This is a genomic window from Fulvimarina fulva (assembly GCF_039652615.1).
Lineage (GTDB): Bacteria > Pseudomonadota > Alphaproteobacteria > Rhizobiales > Rhizobiaceae > Fulvimarina.
The window spans coordinates 128,503-145,792 of the sequence record NZ_JBDJAC010000006.1 but is presented as its reverse complement, the minus strand read 5'-3'; the positions used below and the strand labels follow the sequence as shown (position 1 = coordinate 145,792).

Genomic DNA, 17,290 nt, shown 5'->3' with positions numbered 1-17,290 from the left:
TTCAACGCTTCATTCGATGAAATTCGTCTCCTCCAAAGTGTTCCTGGCTCATGACGCCAAGGACGCATCACGACCGGAGACGAGTTCGGACAGCGACGCGGCGAGAAAACGCATCCAGCGGCGCCCGCCCTGCCGCACCCGCCAGGTGACGAGCGCAGCGGCCTCCCTCTCCCGGCCCTCCTCGAAGGCGGACAGCAGGCGCAACATCCAAATTTCGTCGCTGGAGGGGTGCCGGGTGCCGGGGCGATAAAGCTCGATGGACGTCGAGCCATGGCTCGCAAGACCGCGAAAGAACGCGTTGGCGACCGGTTCGATCGCGCGAACCCGTTCGGCGGCGAGGAGATAGCAGGCCCGCTCGATGTCCGGCCGCGGCTGGAGCCGGCTCTTGAGGGCAAGCCACCGGAGTCGGTTGAGGCGGTCGAAATCCGCCTCTGTCAGCTCCGAGCGGCGGATCGCCGTCGTCGGGCATCCCCTACGCGAAAAGGGCACGACCACGCTGTCTGCCTCAGGTGCAGGCAAGGGCGTGGGATCGAGGCAAATGGCGTTGGCGGTCATGGACGGCGCGGCCCCCTTGGCATGATCGACCATCGCAGTTTTGAACGGCTCTAAACTTGATGATCCTTATCAAGATATATAACAGACCCAGCGTCGCGACAAATGATCTTTTCCGTCCGGCAGCGCCCGCAGGCGTTTGCCTGGATCAAGAAGGACACGTCCCGAAGCGCTTGTCGTCTTCTCACAGGAAGTCGGTTCGATCGCTTCGCGATAATGGATTTGAAAACGTGTCTGCGCCGCTTGGGGCTTCGCTACCGTCCCCGGCTTGATCAACCCGAATCCGGTATCAGATCGACCGGGATCGGCGGCAGGGCTGGCGTGCCCGCGCGCCGGCACCTGCGCCGGCCGGAACCAGCACGGGCTTCGACACGCGCTTGCGCGCCATTTCGCGCGTCGCCACCGGCACGCCACGATAGAGCTGCTTGACGGCATCCACCACCAGCACCCCGGCAAAAACCGGCCAGGCCCTGCGTCCGAAGCGCTCGAGCGGCAGGCCGGCCGACAACAGGGAGCGCTTGCGGAACGGGGGAAAGAACAGCGCTTCGGACAATGTCGCGGGCGTGAACATCGATGCGCGCAGGAGCCGCTGGAGCTGGCCGCGAGACCACGGCCGGCCCGAGCCGAAGGGCGTGTGCTCGAACCGCGCCCAGACGCCGCGCCGGTTCGGCACGACGATGACGACGCGCCCGCCGGGCGCCAGAACCCGCCAGATCTCTTCCATGAAGGCCTCGGGACTTTCGGCAAATTCCAGGGCATGGGTGACGAGAATACGATCGATCGATGCGTCACCGAGCGGCAGGTCTTCAAGGCCGACGAGCGCCGTGCGGGACGGTCCTCCATGGGGCCAGCATGCAGCGCCCTGCGGTGCGGGCATAAAGGCCAGCGCCCGTTCCGCCTCGCCCGCAAAGCGTTCGAGAAACGGCGTGCCGTAGCCGATCGATACGAGACGCTCCTCCGAGATCGGCTTCCACAGCGGCGTCATGGCAAGGCCGATCGCACGGCTCGCCTGAATCCCTAACGGGCTGTGATAGAAATCGCGCAGGTCGATGATGTCGGCGTTCGTCGTCAGACCTCGATGCCCTCCGCGCGTATCTGCTCGCGTCGAAGGATATAGGCCCGAGGCAGGGCCGGCTGCAACGCGCCATCGCGATTTCGTTTCGCAAAAGACGCCAAGCCTTGGCGCATCAGGTCTTTCTCTTATGTGGCCGTTGACCAGACAATCAGGCCGGGAGACGGACCAGATGGCAGAGATCGAGATCCGCCAATTCGGATGCCGGAGCGATAATTTCGGCGTGCTCGTCCATCGTGGCGAGACCACGATCGCGATCGACGCACCGGAGGAAAAACCGATCCTCGAAGCCCTTCAGGCCGAAGGGTGGCGCCTCACGCATATCCTCACGACGCATCATCATACGGACCATCTCGCCGCGAACGAAGCCCTGAAGGACCGGTTCGGCGTCACCATCACCGGCCCGAAGGACGAGGCCTCGAAAATCCCCGGCATCGATCAAACCGCCGAGGGCGGCGACGTGCTCGATATCGGCGGGATCGAGGTTCGGGTCATCTCGACCCCCGGCCATACGCTGGGGGAGATTTCCTACTATCTACCCGAGGCAAAGGCCGTGTTCGCCGCCGACGCTCTGTTTTCGCTCGGCTGCGGCCGCCTGTTCGAAGGCGATCCGGCGATGATGTGGACATCGCTCCAGCGCCTGCGCGAGCTGCCGGACGACACGATGCTCTATTGCGGACACGAATACACGGCGACCAATGCACGCTGCGCGCGGGCGCTCGATCCGGACAATCTGCTTCTCCAGGAGCGTGTGAACGAAGTCGAACATCTGCGCACAGCCGGCAAGCCGACCATTCCGGTGGAGCTTGGCCGGGAAAAAAAGACGAACCCCTTCCTGCGGGCCGATGATCCCGACTTTCAGAACGCCGTCGGCATGGCGGGCGCCGACCCCGTGGAGGTCTTCGCCCATGCCCGCAAGACGCGCGACGGATACTGACGTCGATGCATGCGGACGTGAAATCCATCATCGAAACGCTCAAGATGGAGCCTCACCCGGAAGGTGGCTGGTACCGCGAGACCTTTCGGGACGAGGAGCTCGACCCAAATGGCCGGTCCCGCTCGACGGCGATCTATTATCTTCTGGAGGCCGGCGACACATCCGAATGGCATCGCGTCACGGACGCCTCCGAGACTTGGCATTTCTATCGCGGGGCACCGCTCGTCCTGACGGTGTCGCCGGACGGCCACGACGCCTTTGCCAACTATCTCGGCCCGGACATCGAACACAATCAGCGCCCGCAATTCGTCGTTCCGGCGAACTGGTGGCAGACGGCGACCAGTCTCGGCGCCTACACCCTCGTCGGATGCACCGTCTCGCCCGCCTTCACCTTCGACAGTTTCGAAATGGCGCCGAAGGACTGGCGGCCGACACCGCGCAAGCCGTCGGGTCGATAGAGGTGAAAAAAAGCGCGGACCGCTCATCTCGGACCGCGCTTTTCGATCGATGGAATTCGGCTGCGCACCCTGTCGCCGGACAGAGGAATTGATCTCAGGATCAATTATCGCCCGGTGTTTGGCTGAGACGCCGCTCGGGCAGCGACGGCCCCAACGAAATCCTTGGTTTCGAAGGCCTGCCGGTATCAGGCCGGCGTGACCGGAAAAGTCTGCTCGAAGACGTTGCCGTCAGTGTCCGTCGCCTTCACCTCGAATGGCTTCTCGGTCTCGGCGGAATAGTTGAAGCGGAAATTCGGATCTTCCGAGATCGAGATCCCCCCAGTCATCTTGAACAGGGTTTCACCGCCGCGCGAGACGTCGATCGTGTCGATGAAATGCGCCGGAATGTAGAGAAGCGTCACCTGATCCTTCTGAAGGCCCGAATTGTTCGGGTGGCGGATCTGAAGCTGGGCTTCGCGCGTGTCGGTCGTGCCCTCGACTTTGCCGAAGGTGCGCAGCTTCATCTTGCCCATCTGCCGCGCAGCGACCTCAGGATCCTTCGCAGCAGGCGCGGCGCAGCCGCCAGCAGCCTTCACGAACGTTTTGGTGACGAAGAGATTGCCGTCACTATCCTCCGCGACGACGTGAACGTCGGTATAGGCATTGACCCGCACACGGGTCGAAAGTTCGGTCAGGCCAGCGCCCTTTGCGATATCGAAGGTCGCGGCGACGGGTGACGGATTCTCGTCGATGATGAGCGTCACCTTGCGGATATCCTTCTGAGGATCGAGGCTGATCGTCATGGGCACGACGGCCGGATCGGCCGCACGGCTCGGCGCATCGAGCTTCACGACGCTCGTATCGGCCTTGAGATCCTTGTCGCCAAACAGATCGCCCTTTAGATAACTCCACGCCGAGTCTGCATTTTCGACCGCCTGTTCGGGGGTCTTCGCGCTTTCGGCAAAGGCCTGGACAGGGCCGAATACGAGCGCACCAGCGACGACCATGGCGGTCGTCAGTTCGAGAATGCTCAGATTTTTCGGAAGCATGCAGGTCTCCTCCCCTTCATGTTCAAGTGAACGGTCTGCGCTGATCAGATCACGTCGCCGCGCAGAATATCATGCGTGATCATTTTCTTGAAAATGTGATGCAGGGCGGCGTTCGCCGCAAGAGTCAGACGATCATACTACCGTGAGCCAGCGGAGCGAATTTGACATTCGAGTCCCGTTCGCGCCGATTTTCATTTGGAATGTCATATTAAAAAGCTACACCAATACAATAGCTGAAGTAGCTGATCTTTGATTCCGGCATGCGCTGTGAACGGGCTGCTAACGGGAGGCGAATGTCGGTCTGGACCCCCAGGGACATGACGGATGCGACCTGGCCAAACCGTGCGAAGCCGCGCACTGAAGCGGTCGCAGAGCCGCCCCCTCCGCCGAACCGCTAGAAAAGCCGGAACTGGCATGCGAACGCTCCCGCCAGGGGTTCAGTCAGATGGACACGACTCAGGTTCAGACCGATCGAACTGTGCCGGCGTGGGCCAATGCGTCGTTTTGACCAAATGCGGACGCTCTTCGCACTTGCACAATGCGCCCGGTCGCGTGCCGTTCTCCGCGATCCCGGTTCGTGATAGGGGATCGATCGGCGCCCGCACCGCACGCAGATCAATGCCCGACTAAAATATAATTCAGCACTTTTGCTGCGGAAATCCGCCGATTCCCTTGAATTAGACTTTAGTCGAAGCTGGCAATCAAAGAACGGAGCGCGGTCAATTTGTGAAACTGGTGACATTTTCGTTATTTATGATCGGCCGACTGGTAAATAACCCATTAAACTCGCGCTCAATCGGCGCTTTGCTGCAGTGCAGCAGGAAAAAGTCCCGAATTCTGCTTGCATCCCGGAATTTTCGCCTCTAGCATCACGCCCATGGTTTCCGGCTTCAAAAGTTGCATCGTGTTGGGAGCACAGCAATTTTTCGAAGGCCACGGTAGGGCGAATGATCAACGGTGCCCACCAAGACCCCTAACGGCGGTCGTGACACGCTGCCGGAAACCGTCCCCATTCAAAGCCGACATCGGCTTGGTTGACATCATCGGTTGATTTTTCCGGTGACCGCGACCGAGCAGTTTCGTCACCTTGTTCCTTGGGAGGACACTTGATGCTCAGAACTTTCACGAAAGCTGCGCTTGCTTCGAGCCTTATTCTGGCCGCCGGCGGCTACGCCAGCGCCAACGACGCTCTGCAGGAAGCGGCGAGCAACCCGGCGCAGTGGGCAATGCCGACCGGCAATTATGCCAACCAGCGCTATTCCGAACTCGACATGATCAACAAGGACAATGTCGGTGACATGGTCCCGGCCTGGTCGTTCTCGACCGGCGTTCTTCGCGGACACGAGGGCAACCCGCTCGTCGTCGGCGACACGATGTTCGTCCACACGCCGTTCCCGAACATGGTCTACGCGCTCGATCTGAACGAAGAGGGTCGGATCAAGTGGAAGTATGAGCCCAAGCAGGACCCGAACGTCATTCCGGTGATGTGCTGCGACACGGTCAACCGTGGTGTCGCCTACGCACCGGCCGAGGGCGACAATCCGGCCATGGTCATCCTGCATCAGGCCGACACCACCGTCGTCGCACTGAACGCCGACAACGGCGAGCAGATCTGGTCGGTCAAGAACGGCGACGCCTCCAAGGGCGAGACCGGTACGGCTGCTCCTATGGTCTTCGGCGACAAGGTGCTGATCGGCATTTCCGGCGGTGAGTTCGGCGTGCGTGGTCACGTGACCGCCTACAATCTCTCCGACGGCAAGCAGGCCTGGCGCGCCTATTCGACCGGTCCCGACGACGAGATGCTGATCAATCCCGAAAAGACCACCTCGCTCGGCAAGCCCGTCGGCAAGGACTCATCACTCAATAGCTGGGAAGGCGACCAGTGGCAGATCGGCGGCGGCACCACCTGGGGCTGGTTCGCTTATGATCCGGAACTGAATCTCATCTATTACGGCTCAGGCAACCCGTCGACCTGGAACCCCTCGCAGCGTCCCGGCGACAACAAGTGGTCGATGACCATCTTCGCACGTGACGCCGACAGCGGCGAGGCGAAGTGGGTCTACCAGATGACCCCGCACGACGAGTGGGACTATGACGGCGTCAACGAGATGATCCTCGCGGACATCCCGGTCGACGGCAAGGACCGCAAGGCTCTCGTCCACTTCGATCGTAACGGCTTCGCCTACACCATGGACCGCGAAACCGGCGAACTTCTGGTCGCGAAGAAGTACGATCCGGCCGTGAACTGGGCGACGGAAGTCGTCATGGACAAGGACTCCGATCAGTATGGTCGTCCGCAGGTCGTCTCCGAGTACTCGACCGAGCAGAACGGCGAAGACGTGAACACCACCGGCATCTGCCCGGCGGCGCTCGGCACGAAGGATCAGCAGCCTGCGGCGTTCTCGCCGAAGACCGGTCTGTTCTACGTTCCGACCAACCACGTCTGCATGGACTACGAGCCGTTCCGCGTCGCTTACACGGCCGGTCAGCCCTATGTCGGCGCAACGCTCTCCATGTATCCGGCTCCGGACAGCCATGGCGGCATGGGTAACTTCATTGCCTGGGATGCCGGCAAGGGTGAGATCGTCTGGTCGGTTCCCGAGCAGTTCTCGGTGTGGTCCGGTGCGCTCGCAACCGCTGGCGACGTCGTGTTCTACGGCACGCTCGAAGGCTATCTCAAGGCCGTCGACGTCGAGAACGGCGAAGAGCTTTACAGCTACAAAACCCCGTCGGGCATCATCGGCAACGTGATGACCTACGAGAATAACGGCAAGCAGTATGTCGGTATCCTGTCGGGTATCGGCGGCTGGGCCGGCATCGGTCTTGCAGCAGGCCTCACCGATCCGAACGCCGGTCTCGGCGCGGTCGGCGGTTACGCAGCGCTGTCGAGCTATACTGCTCTCGGCGGTCAGCTGACGGTCTTCACCGTTCCGGACCAGACGGCCTCGAAGTCTTCTTCGGGCAGCTCGTCCTCAGCTGAAGGCGAGAAGTCGGCCAACTAAGGTCCATCCGATCCGGATGTCCGGCCCCGCTCCGCGAGCAGTGTCGGGCTCATTCGGGTGTCTTTGGAAAGGCCGCGTTCTCAAAAAGGGCGCGGCCTTTCGTCCAGATGGTGGGAGATTGTCCCGACTTCTGGAGCGGGCAGCGAGGCTGGCTGGCCTCGGACAAAAACACAGTCCAAGATTTCACGAACGACAACCAAGATCGACCGCGTCCGAGTATCGCGTAACAATCGAGGAAACGATGACCCATAAAACGCTTGCCGGGCTTGCCGGCGCTCTTCTCTTGTCCACGGCAGGCTTCGCCTTCGCGCAAGGCACGACGGTCGTGCCCGCCGGCCAGTCGGCTCCGACGATCGAGGTCGCGCAGAACGATTCCAGCGGAACCAACGCGGCCGAAGAAACCGGATCGGCGGCCGCTCAGGAGAGTGGATCGTCGGACAGCGAGGCCGGATCGAGTTCGGAACAGCCCGCAGCGTCTGACGCGTCCGACCAGGGCTCCAACGCCGAATCGGTGTCGAACAGTCAGACTAGCGGCGGCGACTCAGGCAGCGAGGCGTCTTCGTCGGGTCCCGTGACGGCGGAAAACGTGAGCAATCCCGAGCCGAGCAAGACACCTTCGGCGGACACCAAGGCCGAAAGCAACGAGGTCGCATCCTTCAAGCCGAACGATGCCGGCGAAGATCCGGGCCTTGCGCTCGATACGGCGGAAAAGCCGGTTTATGCTTTCAATGGCGAAACCCCCGACTGGTACACCTGGCGCGGCTACAAGAAGTACGGCGCGAACTGCCTCCAGTGCCACGGCCCCGACGGCATGGGTTCTTCCTTCGCACCGAACCTCACCGAATCGCTGCAGGACATCGATTATTACGAGTTCGCGGGCATCATCGTCGGCGGTCAGCAGAACCAGTGGAACTCGTCGGGCAACTCGATCATGCCTGCATGGGGCGAAGATCCGAACGTGATGTGCTCGCTGAACGCGATCTATGTCTACCTCCGCGGCCGTGCGGACGGTGTCGTAGGACGCGGCGAGCCGCCCCGTCCGGACAAGTCGGACAAGTCCGAAGCTGCGAAGGACTACGAATACAGCTGCCTGGGCTTCTGATCCATGGGGCTTCGCTCGATCATTCAACGGGGTTGCGCGGGCGTTCTGACGCTCGCGCTCCCGATCGTCATGCTTGGTGGCACTGCCGCAGCACAGGACCGTGAATTCGGCGGCGAGATCGAACTCGTCGATCCGACCGTTCTGCGCGTCTGCGCGGACCCCGCCAACATGCCCTTCTCCAACGAGGCCGAACAAGGCTTCGAGCAGGAGCTCGCGGAGTTCCTGGCCGGCAAGCTCGGGCGTGAGTCCGTCGCCTATACCTATTTTCCTCAGGCGACCGGCTTCGTGCGCATGACGCTCGGCTCCAATCTCTGCGACATCATCATGAGCTATCCGCAGGGTGACGAGCTCGTTCAGAACACCAACGCCTATTACCGGACGGCCTATTCGATCGTCGTTCCCGCCGACGGCGATCTCGCGGACATTGAAAAGCTGGAATATCCAGAACTTCAGGACAAGAAGGTCGGCATCGTCGCCGGAACGCCGCCAGCGACCTATCTTGCGAGGGCCGGACTCATCGGCAAGGCAAAGCCCTACCAGCTGATGGTCGATACCCGCGTCGAAAACTCGGCGAAACTGATGATGGACGATCTCGATGCCGGCGAGATCGACGCTGCGGTGCTCTGGGGTCCGTTGGCCGGGTGGTATGCCCAGCAGTCCGAGAAGGACTACAAGGTCATCCCCCTCGTCAACGAAGGTCCCGGGCCGGCCATGGCCTTTCGGATCACCATGGGCGTGCGCGCCTCCGACCAGCAGTGGAAGCGCACCCTGAATGTCGCCATTCGCGACTATCAGGACGAGATCAACGACATCCTGCTCTCCTATGGCGTGCCGCTGCTGACCGAGGACGACCAGCCGATCACCCCGACCAAAGGGGCGGCTGAGAACGCGGCCGGGACGGCCGGTACGAACTGATTGAACAGCAATTAAGGGGCGATGCTCTTGAGAAGAAACCGTCTTTTCCAGTGGGTCGCCCCTTTCGCAATCGCCGCACTCCTGGGCGGGGCGGCAGTTGCGGATCAAGCCGCGAGCAAGGCTGGAAACAGGGACGAGGGTCCCGAGCTCTCCGTCGACACGGTTCCCGAGCCAGCCGGCTACAAGATGACGGACTATCGCTCACCCGTTCCCTCGACCCTCGAAGGCGGCACCGTCGTCGACACGGCAGCGGCGAAAGCGCTCCATGACCGGGGCGTTGCCTTCATCGACGTCCTTCCACGCCCGCCCAAGCCGAAAGGCCTGCCGGAGGGCACCTATTGGCGACCGAAGCCACGCAACGACATTCCGGGCTCAATCTGGCTGGTCGACACCGGCTATGGCGAACTGGCGCCGGTGATGAAGACTTACCTTCTCGACGGGCTCGACAGGGCGGTCGAGGGCGATCGCTCCAAACCCGTCGTCATCTACTGCGACCGCGACTGCTGGATGAGCTACAACGCCGCCAAACGCGCGATCGAGAACGGGTTTACCAATGTTCACTGGTATCCCGAGGGGATGCAGGGCTGGGCCGAAGCCGGCTACCCGCTGGAGCGGAACGAACCCAGGGACCGACCGGACGAATAATCGGAAATCCGCTTGATCGCGTCGCGATAGCGGATTTCGGACAGGACCGCCGACCGAACGAGATCGAGCGGACGAGTCCATCCGCATCCATCCACCTGTGCACGCAATCACATGATGTAGCGCAGCGCGACGAAGCCGCCGATCAGGAAGACCATGAACAGGATGAAAAGCAGGCCCAGCCGCTTCTCGATGAAGCTCTGGATCGGCGATCCGTATTTGTGCAGCAGCCAGGCAACCAGAAAGAAGCGTGCGCCGCGCCCGATGATCGAGACGACGGTGAAGAGCAGGATGTTATAGCCGGCAAATCCGGAAAAGATCGTCAGGACCTTGTAGGGGAACGGCGTCAGCGCCGCGAAGAAGACCGCCCATCCGCCCCAGACGTCGTACCAGGCCTGAAGTTTGTCGAAGGAATCGCCCTTTCCCAGGCTGTCGAGGATCGGCTGCCCGACCAGCTCGAAGAAGAAATAGCCGATCGCATATCCGAGGAACGCGCCAAGGACGCTCGACACCGTGCAGACGAGCGCGATCCGCGCCCATTTTTCACGATTGGCGATGACCATGGGAATGAGCAGGGCATCGGGCGGGATCGGAAAGATCGAACTCTCGATGAAGGAGACCGCGGCAAGAGCGCGCTCGGCGTGGCGCGTTGCTGCAAGGGACATGACCCAGTCATAGAGGCGTCGAAGCATGCAGGGCGTCTTTCGCGAAAGAACGATTGTCGTTCGGATACGGACCGCGTTTTAGGCCCGAATGCTTTCCCGAGCACTACTGGTTCGAGCGATGCGGCGGAACCCGTGTTCTCGCAATTCCCATTCTTGGTGGATCCGAAGTCGGAAGGCCGACGTGCAGCAGCTCTTGCCCCACCGGTGGATGGCACCCATCCATAGGCGGCCCCCTTTTCACCCGGCGCTCCGACACGCAAGTTCCCTATATTGACCCACGCGGCACCGGCGTTGTATGAGCGGCTGTCGGACAGGCCATGCCGCCCGGCGAGCCCCTGTGGTGGAATTGGTAGACGCGCGCGACTCAAAATCGCGTTCCGAAAGGAGTGCTGGTTCGATCCCGGCCAGGGGCACCATTCCCGCTTCCCAGATAATATTTGAGACGGTGAGAACATCGGCCTCCGGAAGGCCGGGACGCCTTTTCTTGACGCATCCGCTTGAGCGCTCCACGATCGAGTGCGGCCTGCCGATGGTCGACGTTCGCCGTTTCCTGATTTTCTGGACTCTCGGGCTCCGTTCCGAAAATCCAGAAAACCCGTGAATACCGGATATTCGAAATGCGGCGCTGAATTCTCCGGACGGTGACCGAGAACGTCCAAGCGCTGATCGATGCCGCCTTGCAAGCAGCGGCCGCGCCCCGAAGCGAAATGCCATCAAGACGAATTAAGATTTCGCCTGCCGGACACCGACCGCCATGCGGTGCGGCGATATCAGCCGGCCGCCGCTGGCCTCTTTACGGCGTCTGGAGAAGACGCTCCAGATAACGGCGCTCCAGTTCGGGTGACAGCTGGTCTCCGAGACGGTCGCGGATCTCTTCCAGAATTTCACGAGCCCGCTGGGCATCGATTTCGTCGGGCACGCCGACATCCTGGCCAAATTGGGGACCTTGCGTCTGGCGCTGGCGTCCAAGCGGATCACGGCCGGTCTGCTGCTGCTGCTGGCCCTGCATGCCGGGGCCGTTCTGCCCGCCGGGACTGTTGCCGGGCTGCCCCTGCCCCTGAGCCTGCTGCATCTGGTTCATCATATCCTGCGCACCGCGGCGCATGGCCTCCATGGCGCGGCCCTGTTCGCCCACGGCACGGCCATCATTGCCCTCGCCAAGTGCGCCCTCGGCCTCGCCCATCGCCTCGCCGGCCTCGCCGAAATCCTCAGAGGGTTCGAGACCCTGTTCGCCAAGCTGCTTCTGTAGCTCTTCCAGCTGCTCCTGAAGCGCACCCTGGCGCTTCTGCAGGTCTTTCATCATCTCGGCGAGCTGCTCTGAGTTCATCTCATCGCCCGGTTGGGGCTCGCCGCCCTGCTGGGGCTGGCCATTGTCCCGCGGCTCGCCGGGCATGCGCTGCTGGTTCTGTTGCTGCTGCTGGCGATATTGCCGCCGACCGAGATCATAGGTCTCGTCCATCAACCGCTGCTGCTCCTGAAGGAGCTCGCCCATGCGGTTCATCTGCTCCTGCATCTGGCTCTGGCCCTGCTGCTGCTGTTGCTCGCCGGGTCGCATCGCCTGAAGCGAATCCATCATCTGCTGGAGTTCGGACAAAAGCTGCTGGGCGGCGTCCTTGGAGCCGGACTTCGCCAGGTCCTCGATCTGATCGAGCATCCGGTCCAGATCCTGCTGGCGCAGCTCCTGCACATCGCCCATCTGCTGCTGGCTCTGGGGCGGCTGGTTCTGCATCGCGCGGGCATATTCCTGCAGATATTCCTGCATCGCCTCGCGCAGCTCCTGCATCAGCTGCTCGATCTCCTCGTCCGACGCGCCGTTTTCCAGCGCCTCGGAAAGCTGCTCGCGCGCATCGCGCAGGCGCTGTTCGGCCAGCGAGAGATTGCCGTCCTCGATACCGAGGGCGATCTCCCAGAGAAAGTCCACCGCGCTGATCAGCCCCGCGTCGTCATAGGCGGTGGCAATGCGCGAGCGCGCGGCCTTGAGCGCCAGATAATCCGCCTTGCTTTCGATGAAGGTGTCGCCGCGCAGGGTGATGGCGTCGAGCATCTGCAGAACGCGAGGCACGGCATTGGCATCGAGCGCCAGAAGGCGGCGCTGTTCGACAACTGCCCGCGCGAGCGGATTGGAAAACCGGCGCTCGGGCAAGGTCATCGCGGCGGGTTTGGAGCGTCCGGTCTGACCTGCGGCATCGGTCGCGATCAATGTCAGCTCGACATCCGCGCCCGCATAGGGGCTTTCGACAAGATTAGCCGAGGTGCGGGCCTCGGATCCGTTCTGGCTGCGGCGTGGAAGGGCCAGCCGAATTTCGGGCGGCTCGAAAAGCGGCCGGGCGTCACTGGAAATCTGCTTGTCCACGACGGCGATCTCGGCTTTGGCGGACTTCACGCCGTAATCGTCCTCGACCCGGTAAGCGAGTTCGAGACCACCGCGACGATCCGCTTCCGACGGCGGCGCGGTGAATTCGATCACGGGGTCTTCGTCGGGCGTGACGTCGATGTCCCAGTCGCCGTAGCTCAGAAGCGTCGAGGCAAGACTGGCAGTTCCGCTCTCGGTCAGGGCGAGTTCATAGGACGCCGGCCCGGACGGCTCCGTATTGTTCGAGGCGCGGTTGGCTTCGCTGCCGGCGACCTCACCCTCCGCCGGCTGATGGGGAGGCCCCTTCTCGCTCGGCAGAACCCGCATCACCTCGGCCTTGTCCCGCGTCGGCGAGAACGAGAACGAGATGCCACTTGCGTCGGAGACACGCACCGAAAGCGCCGAGCCTTCGGGCACCGTAATCGGCCCATCGACCGGTTCGCCCTCGACACTCGGACCTGCAAGGAAGATCGGCGCACGGCCCGTATAGGCCGGCGGGGTCACCCACGCATCGACGCGGCGTTCGGCGAGCTGGATCGTATTTCGCGGAATGACGAAGGCGTCGCCGACCCGCCCGCCGCCCGGACCGAACGAATAGGCAAAGGCCGTCACGAAAAGGAGAAGAACGATCGCCCTCAGGCCGTAGGGGTCCAGCCGTTCCGTCTGGGTGCGCACCGTTCCGCCGGAAAGATGGCGAAGCTTCTCCGCCATCCGCCTCTTGTGCTCCTGCCACAGCGCGACGGCGAAGGGATCGGACGTCGCGGACAGGGTGTCGCCCTGGGTACGGAGCGGCTGGTGCGACAATCGGCTCGACGCCTCGATCCGGGCATCGGTCTCCGCGCCGGTCGGCCAGCGAATGGAGCGAGCGCGATAGATCGCATAGGCGCCAGCCGTCAGGATCGCGAGAAGCGCGACCGCACGCGCGAGGAACGGCATCCAAACAAAGGCGCCGAACCAGGACAGGATGAAAAACAGTGCGAGGAGACAGGTAAGAGACAGGACTAGCGGCCAGGCGCGCTCGATGAGCAGCGCAGCCTTGGCGAGCCTTCGCGTTGTCGCGATCCTGCCTGCCCAGCCTGCCGGGCCCTCGCGCCTGTTCTCGGTCATGATGCCTCTAACCTGATCAAGCTCTCTTTTTATCAGCTTTTGACCAGGATGCGAGGCGCTTGACGGGACTGTGAAGCCAGATGATCAGGCATTTGGTCCCATCCCCCCGCAGCGGGCAGGGAACCAAAGCTCAAAAAATCGTTTCGAACGGCTGGTTCTCAGCCTTCAAGCCACTCCGGAATGTGGTCGAGCCCGATGAGTTCGTCGATCGTCTGGCGCTCGCGGATGACGGCGTATCTGTCGTCATTCACCAGCGTTTCGGCGATCAGCGGGCGCGAATTGTAGGTGGACGACTGAACCGCGCCATAGGCACCGGCCGAGGACACGAAAATCAGGTCGCCCTCTTCCACTTGCGGGATTTCACGGTCCTTGCCGAGGAAATCGCCGCTCTCGCAGACCGGGCCGACGATGTCCGCCGTGATCATTCCGGTATCGGCCGATTGCTTGACCGGCTGGATCTCGTGCCAGGCTTCGTAGAGCGTCGGGCGGATCAGATCGTTCATCGCGGCATCGACGATGACGAAGGTCTTGCCCTCGTCCTTCTTCACGTAGAGCACGCGGGCGACCAGAATGCCCGCATTGGCAACGATCATCCGGCCCGGCTCGAAGACGAGCTTTGCGCCCAGATCACGAACATGCCGCTTCACGATCTCGGCATAGGCATGAGGCTCGGGCGGCGTTGCGTCGGCATTCCTGTAGGGAACGCCGAGACCGCCGCCGAGATCGATATGGCTGATCTCGTGGCCGGCCGCGCGCAGCCGGTGAACCAGCGCCGCCAACCGGTCGAACGCCTCGTCGAACGGCTTCAGATCGATGATCTGGGAGCCGATATGCATATCGATTCCCGTGATCTTGATCCCTGGAAGCGCGCGCGCTCGGGCATAGACGGCTTCGGCCCGGTCGTAGGCGATGCCGAACTTGTCGGACTTCTTGCCCGTCGAGATCTTCGCATGGGTTCTGGCGTCGACATCCGGGTTGATGCGGAAGGAGACGTGGGCAACCGTTTCAGCGTCCACCGCGCGGGCGGAAATCAGCTCGAGTTCGTTTTCCGACTCGATGTTGAAGCAGAAGATGCCGAGCGCGAGCGCCATGTCGATTTCGGCAATCGTCTTGCCGACGCCGGAAAACATGATCTTCTTCGGATCGATGCCGACCCGCATGGCCCGCAAGAGTTCGCCGGCAGATACGACGTCCGCCCCGGCACCGCGATCAGCCAGCGTCTTCAACACCGCCTGATTGGAATTCGCCTTCATGGCATAGCAGACCATCGCGTCGATATCGGAGAACGCGCTGGAAAAGACGTCGTAATGGCGCAGAAGCGTCGCCGTGGAATAGCAATAGAACGGCGTGCCGATATCCTTGGCGATCTGCGTGACCGGAACATCCTCCGCATGGAGGAACCCGTTCTTGAATTCGAAATGGTTCATGGGTCCTGAGACACGATTGGCCCGGTCGTCGAGGGCTTGGTGGTAATCATTGCGGGCTGAAGCGTAACGCCAGATCGTCGCACGACGTTTCGCATCTCGTCTTGCGGCAAGACGCAGGCCGCGAGCGAGAATTCGATCAGACGCTATCGCACTTCGCTCAAGCCAGCGATGCCGATCAGTTCAGAAGCGGATCGAGGAAGAACCCTTTCGGAGCGCCCGGTGTACGCGATACTTCCGCCGCCTTGATCCGATCTTCCTCGTCGATGCCGACCGAGGCGATGCGCGGGCCAGCCAACAGGTCCACCTCACTGCCTGAGCCGATCAAATCGGCACCGCCGCCCTGCTCCGGTTCGACGAAACCGACCGGCGCCCTGTCTGTGCCGGGTGCCCGCGGCAGATTTTTGACGCCGCAGCCTGCGAGAAGCAAGGCGGTCATCGGCGCCGTGACGATCAGCGTCCGAAGAAATCCGTTGCTCATCCATATCTCCACAATTCGAGCCCGGCGCGAGAGGCATCCAGCCTTTTGGCCTCATCGAGGCCCTTCTTAACCGGACCCGCACTGAAAATCATCGGGATCCGGGCAACACTTATGAAGCGATCATCGTGACGGAGACTTATTTCGAAATCTTGAGCCTGTCCCGGCAGGCCGCGATCGCCGCGCGAACATTGTCCGGCGCCGTGCCGCCATAGCTCGTGCGGCTTGCCACGGACGCCTCGACGGTCAGAACCGAGTAGACCCCGTCGGTGATCTCAGAGTTCAGGCCTTTCAGGTCCTCGAGCGACAGGTCGGCGAGACCGACCCCGCGCTCCTCGGCCATGGCGACCGCCCGTCCCGTGACGTGATGGGCCTCGCGGAACGGGAGACCCGCTTCGCGCACCAGCCAGTCGGCAAGGTCCGTCGCGGTGGAAAAGCCGTGCCCCGCCGCAGCGCGCATCGCCGTACGGTCGACGACGAGATCGCGGATCATGCCGGTCGAGGCCGCGAGCGCCAGATGCAGGGAATCAATTGCGTCGAAGACCTGCTCCTTGTCCTCCTGCATGTCCTTGGAATAGCTCAGCGGCAGCCCCTTCATCACGGTCAGAAGCGAGATCAGGGCACCGTTGATGCGGCCCGGCTTGGCGCGCACCAGTTCTGCGGCGTCCGGGTTCTTCTTCTGGGGCATGATGGAGGAGCCGGTCGAAAAGGCGTCGGACAACTTCACGAAGCCGAACTGCGGTGTCGACCAGATGACGATCTCTTCGGCAAGACGCGACAGGTGCGTGGCGCAGATCGCGGAGAAGGAGAGAAACTCCAGCGCGAAATCGCGATCGGACACCGTATCGAGGGAATTGCGCGTCGGCTCGCGGAAGCCGAGCGCCTTCGCCGTCTGGTGCCGGTCGATCGGAAAGCCCGTTCCCGCAAGCGCCGCGGCACCCAGCGGGCACTCGTCCATGCGGGCGATCGCATCGCGGCAACGCGAAAGATCGCGGGAGGCCATTTCCACATAGGCAAGGCAGTGATGGCCGTAGGTGACCGGCTGGGCGACCTGAAGATGCGTAAATCCGGGCATCACCGTATCGGCATGCTCTTCGGCCTTGGTGAGAAGCGCCCCGATGAACTCCTCAAGTCCGGTCTCGAAGCGCTGGAGCGCCGATTTGACATGCAGCCGGAAATCGACCGCCACCTGATCGTTGCGAGAGCGCGCCGTGTGGAGGCGGCCAGCGGCCGGACCGATCAGCTCGGCAAGCCGCGCCTCGATGTTCATGTGAATGTCTTCGCGCTGGCGCGAGAAGGTGAACTCGCCGGCCGCGATTTCAGCCCCGATCCTGTCCAGCCCCCCGGTGATCGCGTCGCGATCGGCCGCCGTGATCACGCCCTTGTCAGCAAGCATTGCCGCATGGGCTTTCGATCCTGCGATATCTTCCTCATATAGACGCTTGTCGAAATCGATGGAGGCGTTGATCTCCTCCATGATGGCGTCGGGACCGGAGGCGAAACGTCCGCCCCACATTTCGTTGCTGGTCGTCTGGCTCATCTGATGCGCTTGGGA

General features: G+C 62.3%; 14 protein-coding genes and 1 tRNA gene. 7 read left to right on the top strand and 8 right to left on the bottom strand.

Going from position 1 to position 17,290, the window contains the following annotated elements; genetic code table 11:
- Positions 1–48: 48 nt before the first annotated feature.
- The gene (locus ABDX79_RS10400; protein WP_346220223.1) at positions 49–588 is read right to left on the bottom strand and encodes a hypothetical protein; all 540 of its coding nucleotides are present in this window, start codon (positions 586–588) and stop codon (positions 49–51) included.
- Positions 589–841: 253 nt separating this feature from the next.
- Complete coding sequence (locus tag ABDX79_RS10395; protein WP_346220222.1) at positions 842–1,537, bottom strand: class I SAM-dependent methyltransferase; 696 nt, start codon at positions 1,535–1,537, stop codon at positions 842–844.
- Between the two features lie 259 nt (positions 1,538–1,796).
- On the opposite strand from ABDX79_RS10395, the gene gloB reads away from it, so the two are divergent.
- Positions 1,797–2,561, top strand: coding sequence for a hydroxyacylglutathione hydrolase (gene gloB / locus ABDX79_RS10390; protein ID WP_346220221.1), 765 nt, complete (start codon positions 1,797–1,799; stop codon positions 2,559–2,561).
- 17 nt (positions 2,562–2,578) lie between these two features.
- On the top strand, positions 2,579–3,019 hold the full coding sequence (locus ABDX79_RS10385) for a cupin domain-containing protein (RefSeq protein ID WP_463671149.1): 441 nt from the start codon (positions 2,579–2,581) through the stop codon (positions 3,017–3,019).
- A gap of 185 nt (positions 3,020–3,204) precedes the next feature.
- Here ABDX79_RS10385 and ABDX79_RS10380 read toward each other — a convergent pair whose 3' ends face one another.
- Positions 3,205–4,047 carry a quinoprotein dehydrogenase-associated SoxYZ-like carrier gene (locus ABDX79_RS10380; protein WP_346220219.1) on the bottom strand — a complete coding sequence of 281 codons (843 nt, stop codon included), beginning with the start codon at positions 4,045–4,047 and terminating at the stop codon, positions 3,205–3,207.
- A 1,109-nt stretch (positions 4,048–5,156) separates the two neighbouring features.
- On the opposite strand from ABDX79_RS10380, the gene ABDX79_RS10375 reads away from it, so the two are divergent.
- The 4 genes from ABDX79_RS10375 (at position 5,157) to ABDX79_RS10360 (ending at position 9,711) form a co-directional block, all read left to right on the top strand.
- On the top strand, positions 5,157–7,049 hold the full coding sequence (locus ABDX79_RS10375) for a methanol/ethanol family PQQ-dependent dehydrogenase (RefSeq protein WP_346220218.1): 1,893 nt from the start codon (positions 5,157–5,159) through the stop codon (positions 7,047–7,049).
- 241 nt (positions 7,050–7,290) lie between these two features.
- Positions 7,291–8,151, top strand: coding sequence for a cytochrome c family protein (locus ABDX79_RS10370; RefSeq protein WP_346220217.1), 861 nt, complete (start codon positions 7,291–7,293; stop codon positions 8,149–8,151).
- Positions 8,152–8,154: 3 nt separating this feature from the next.
- Positions 8,155–9,066 carry a quinoprotein dehydrogenase-associated putative ABC transporter substrate-binding protein gene (locus ABDX79_RS10365; RefSeq protein ID WP_346220216.1) on the top strand — a complete coding sequence of 304 codons (912 nt, stop codon included), beginning with the start codon at positions 8,155–8,157 and terminating at the stop codon, positions 9,064–9,066.
- Positions 9,067–9,087: 21 nt separating this feature from the next.
- Positions 9,088–9,711 carry a PQQ-dependent catabolism-associated CXXCW motif protein gene (locus tag ABDX79_RS10360; protein WP_346220215.1) on the top strand — a complete coding sequence of 208 codons (624 nt, stop codon included), beginning with the start codon at positions 9,088–9,090 and terminating at the stop codon, positions 9,709–9,711.
- 107 nt (positions 9,712–9,818) lie between these two features.
- Here ABDX79_RS10360 and ABDX79_RS10355 read toward each other — a convergent pair whose 3' ends face one another.
- On the bottom strand, positions 9,819–10,400 hold the full coding sequence (locus tag ABDX79_RS10355; RefSeq protein ID WP_346220214.1) for a YqaA family protein: 582 nt from the start codon (positions 10,398–10,400) through the stop codon (positions 9,819–9,821).
- Positions 10,401–10,704: 304 nt separating this feature from the next.
- Here ABDX79_RS10355 and ABDX79_RS10350 point away from each other — a divergent pair.
- Positions 10,705–10,789, top strand: a tRNA-Leu gene (locus ABDX79_RS10350).
- A gap of 377 nt (positions 10,790–11,166) precedes the next feature.
- Here the strand turns inward: ABDX79_RS10350 and ABDX79_RS10345 are convergent.
- From ABDX79_RS10345 to argH, 4 genes are all read right to left on the bottom strand, one after another.
- Positions 11,167–13,833, bottom strand: coding sequence for a TIGR02302 family protein (locus ABDX79_RS10345; RefSeq protein ID WP_346220213.1), 2,667 nt, complete (start codon positions 13,831–13,833; stop codon positions 11,167–11,169).
- A gap of 158 nt (positions 13,834–13,991) precedes the next feature.
- Positions 13,992–15,260 carry a diaminopimelate decarboxylase gene (lysA, locus tag ABDX79_RS10340; RefSeq protein WP_346220212.1) on the bottom strand — a complete coding sequence of 423 codons (1,269 nt, stop codon included), beginning with the start codon at positions 15,258–15,260 and terminating at the stop codon, positions 13,992–13,994.
- A 175-nt stretch (positions 15,261–15,435) separates the two neighbouring features.
- Positions 15,436–15,738 (bottom strand): hypothetical protein, encoded by a 303-nt coding sequence (locus ABDX79_RS10335; protein ID WP_346220211.1) that lies wholly within the window; start codon positions 15,736–15,738, stop codon positions 15,436–15,438.
- A 136-nt stretch (positions 15,739–15,874) separates the two neighbouring features.
- Positions 15,875–17,275: an argininosuccinate lyase gene (argH, locus tag ABDX79_RS10330; protein ID WP_346220210.1), complete on the bottom strand. Its 1,401-nt coding sequence runs from the start codon at positions 17,273–17,275 to the stop codon at positions 15,875–15,877.
- Between the last annotated feature and the right edge of the window lie 15 nt (positions 17,276–17,290).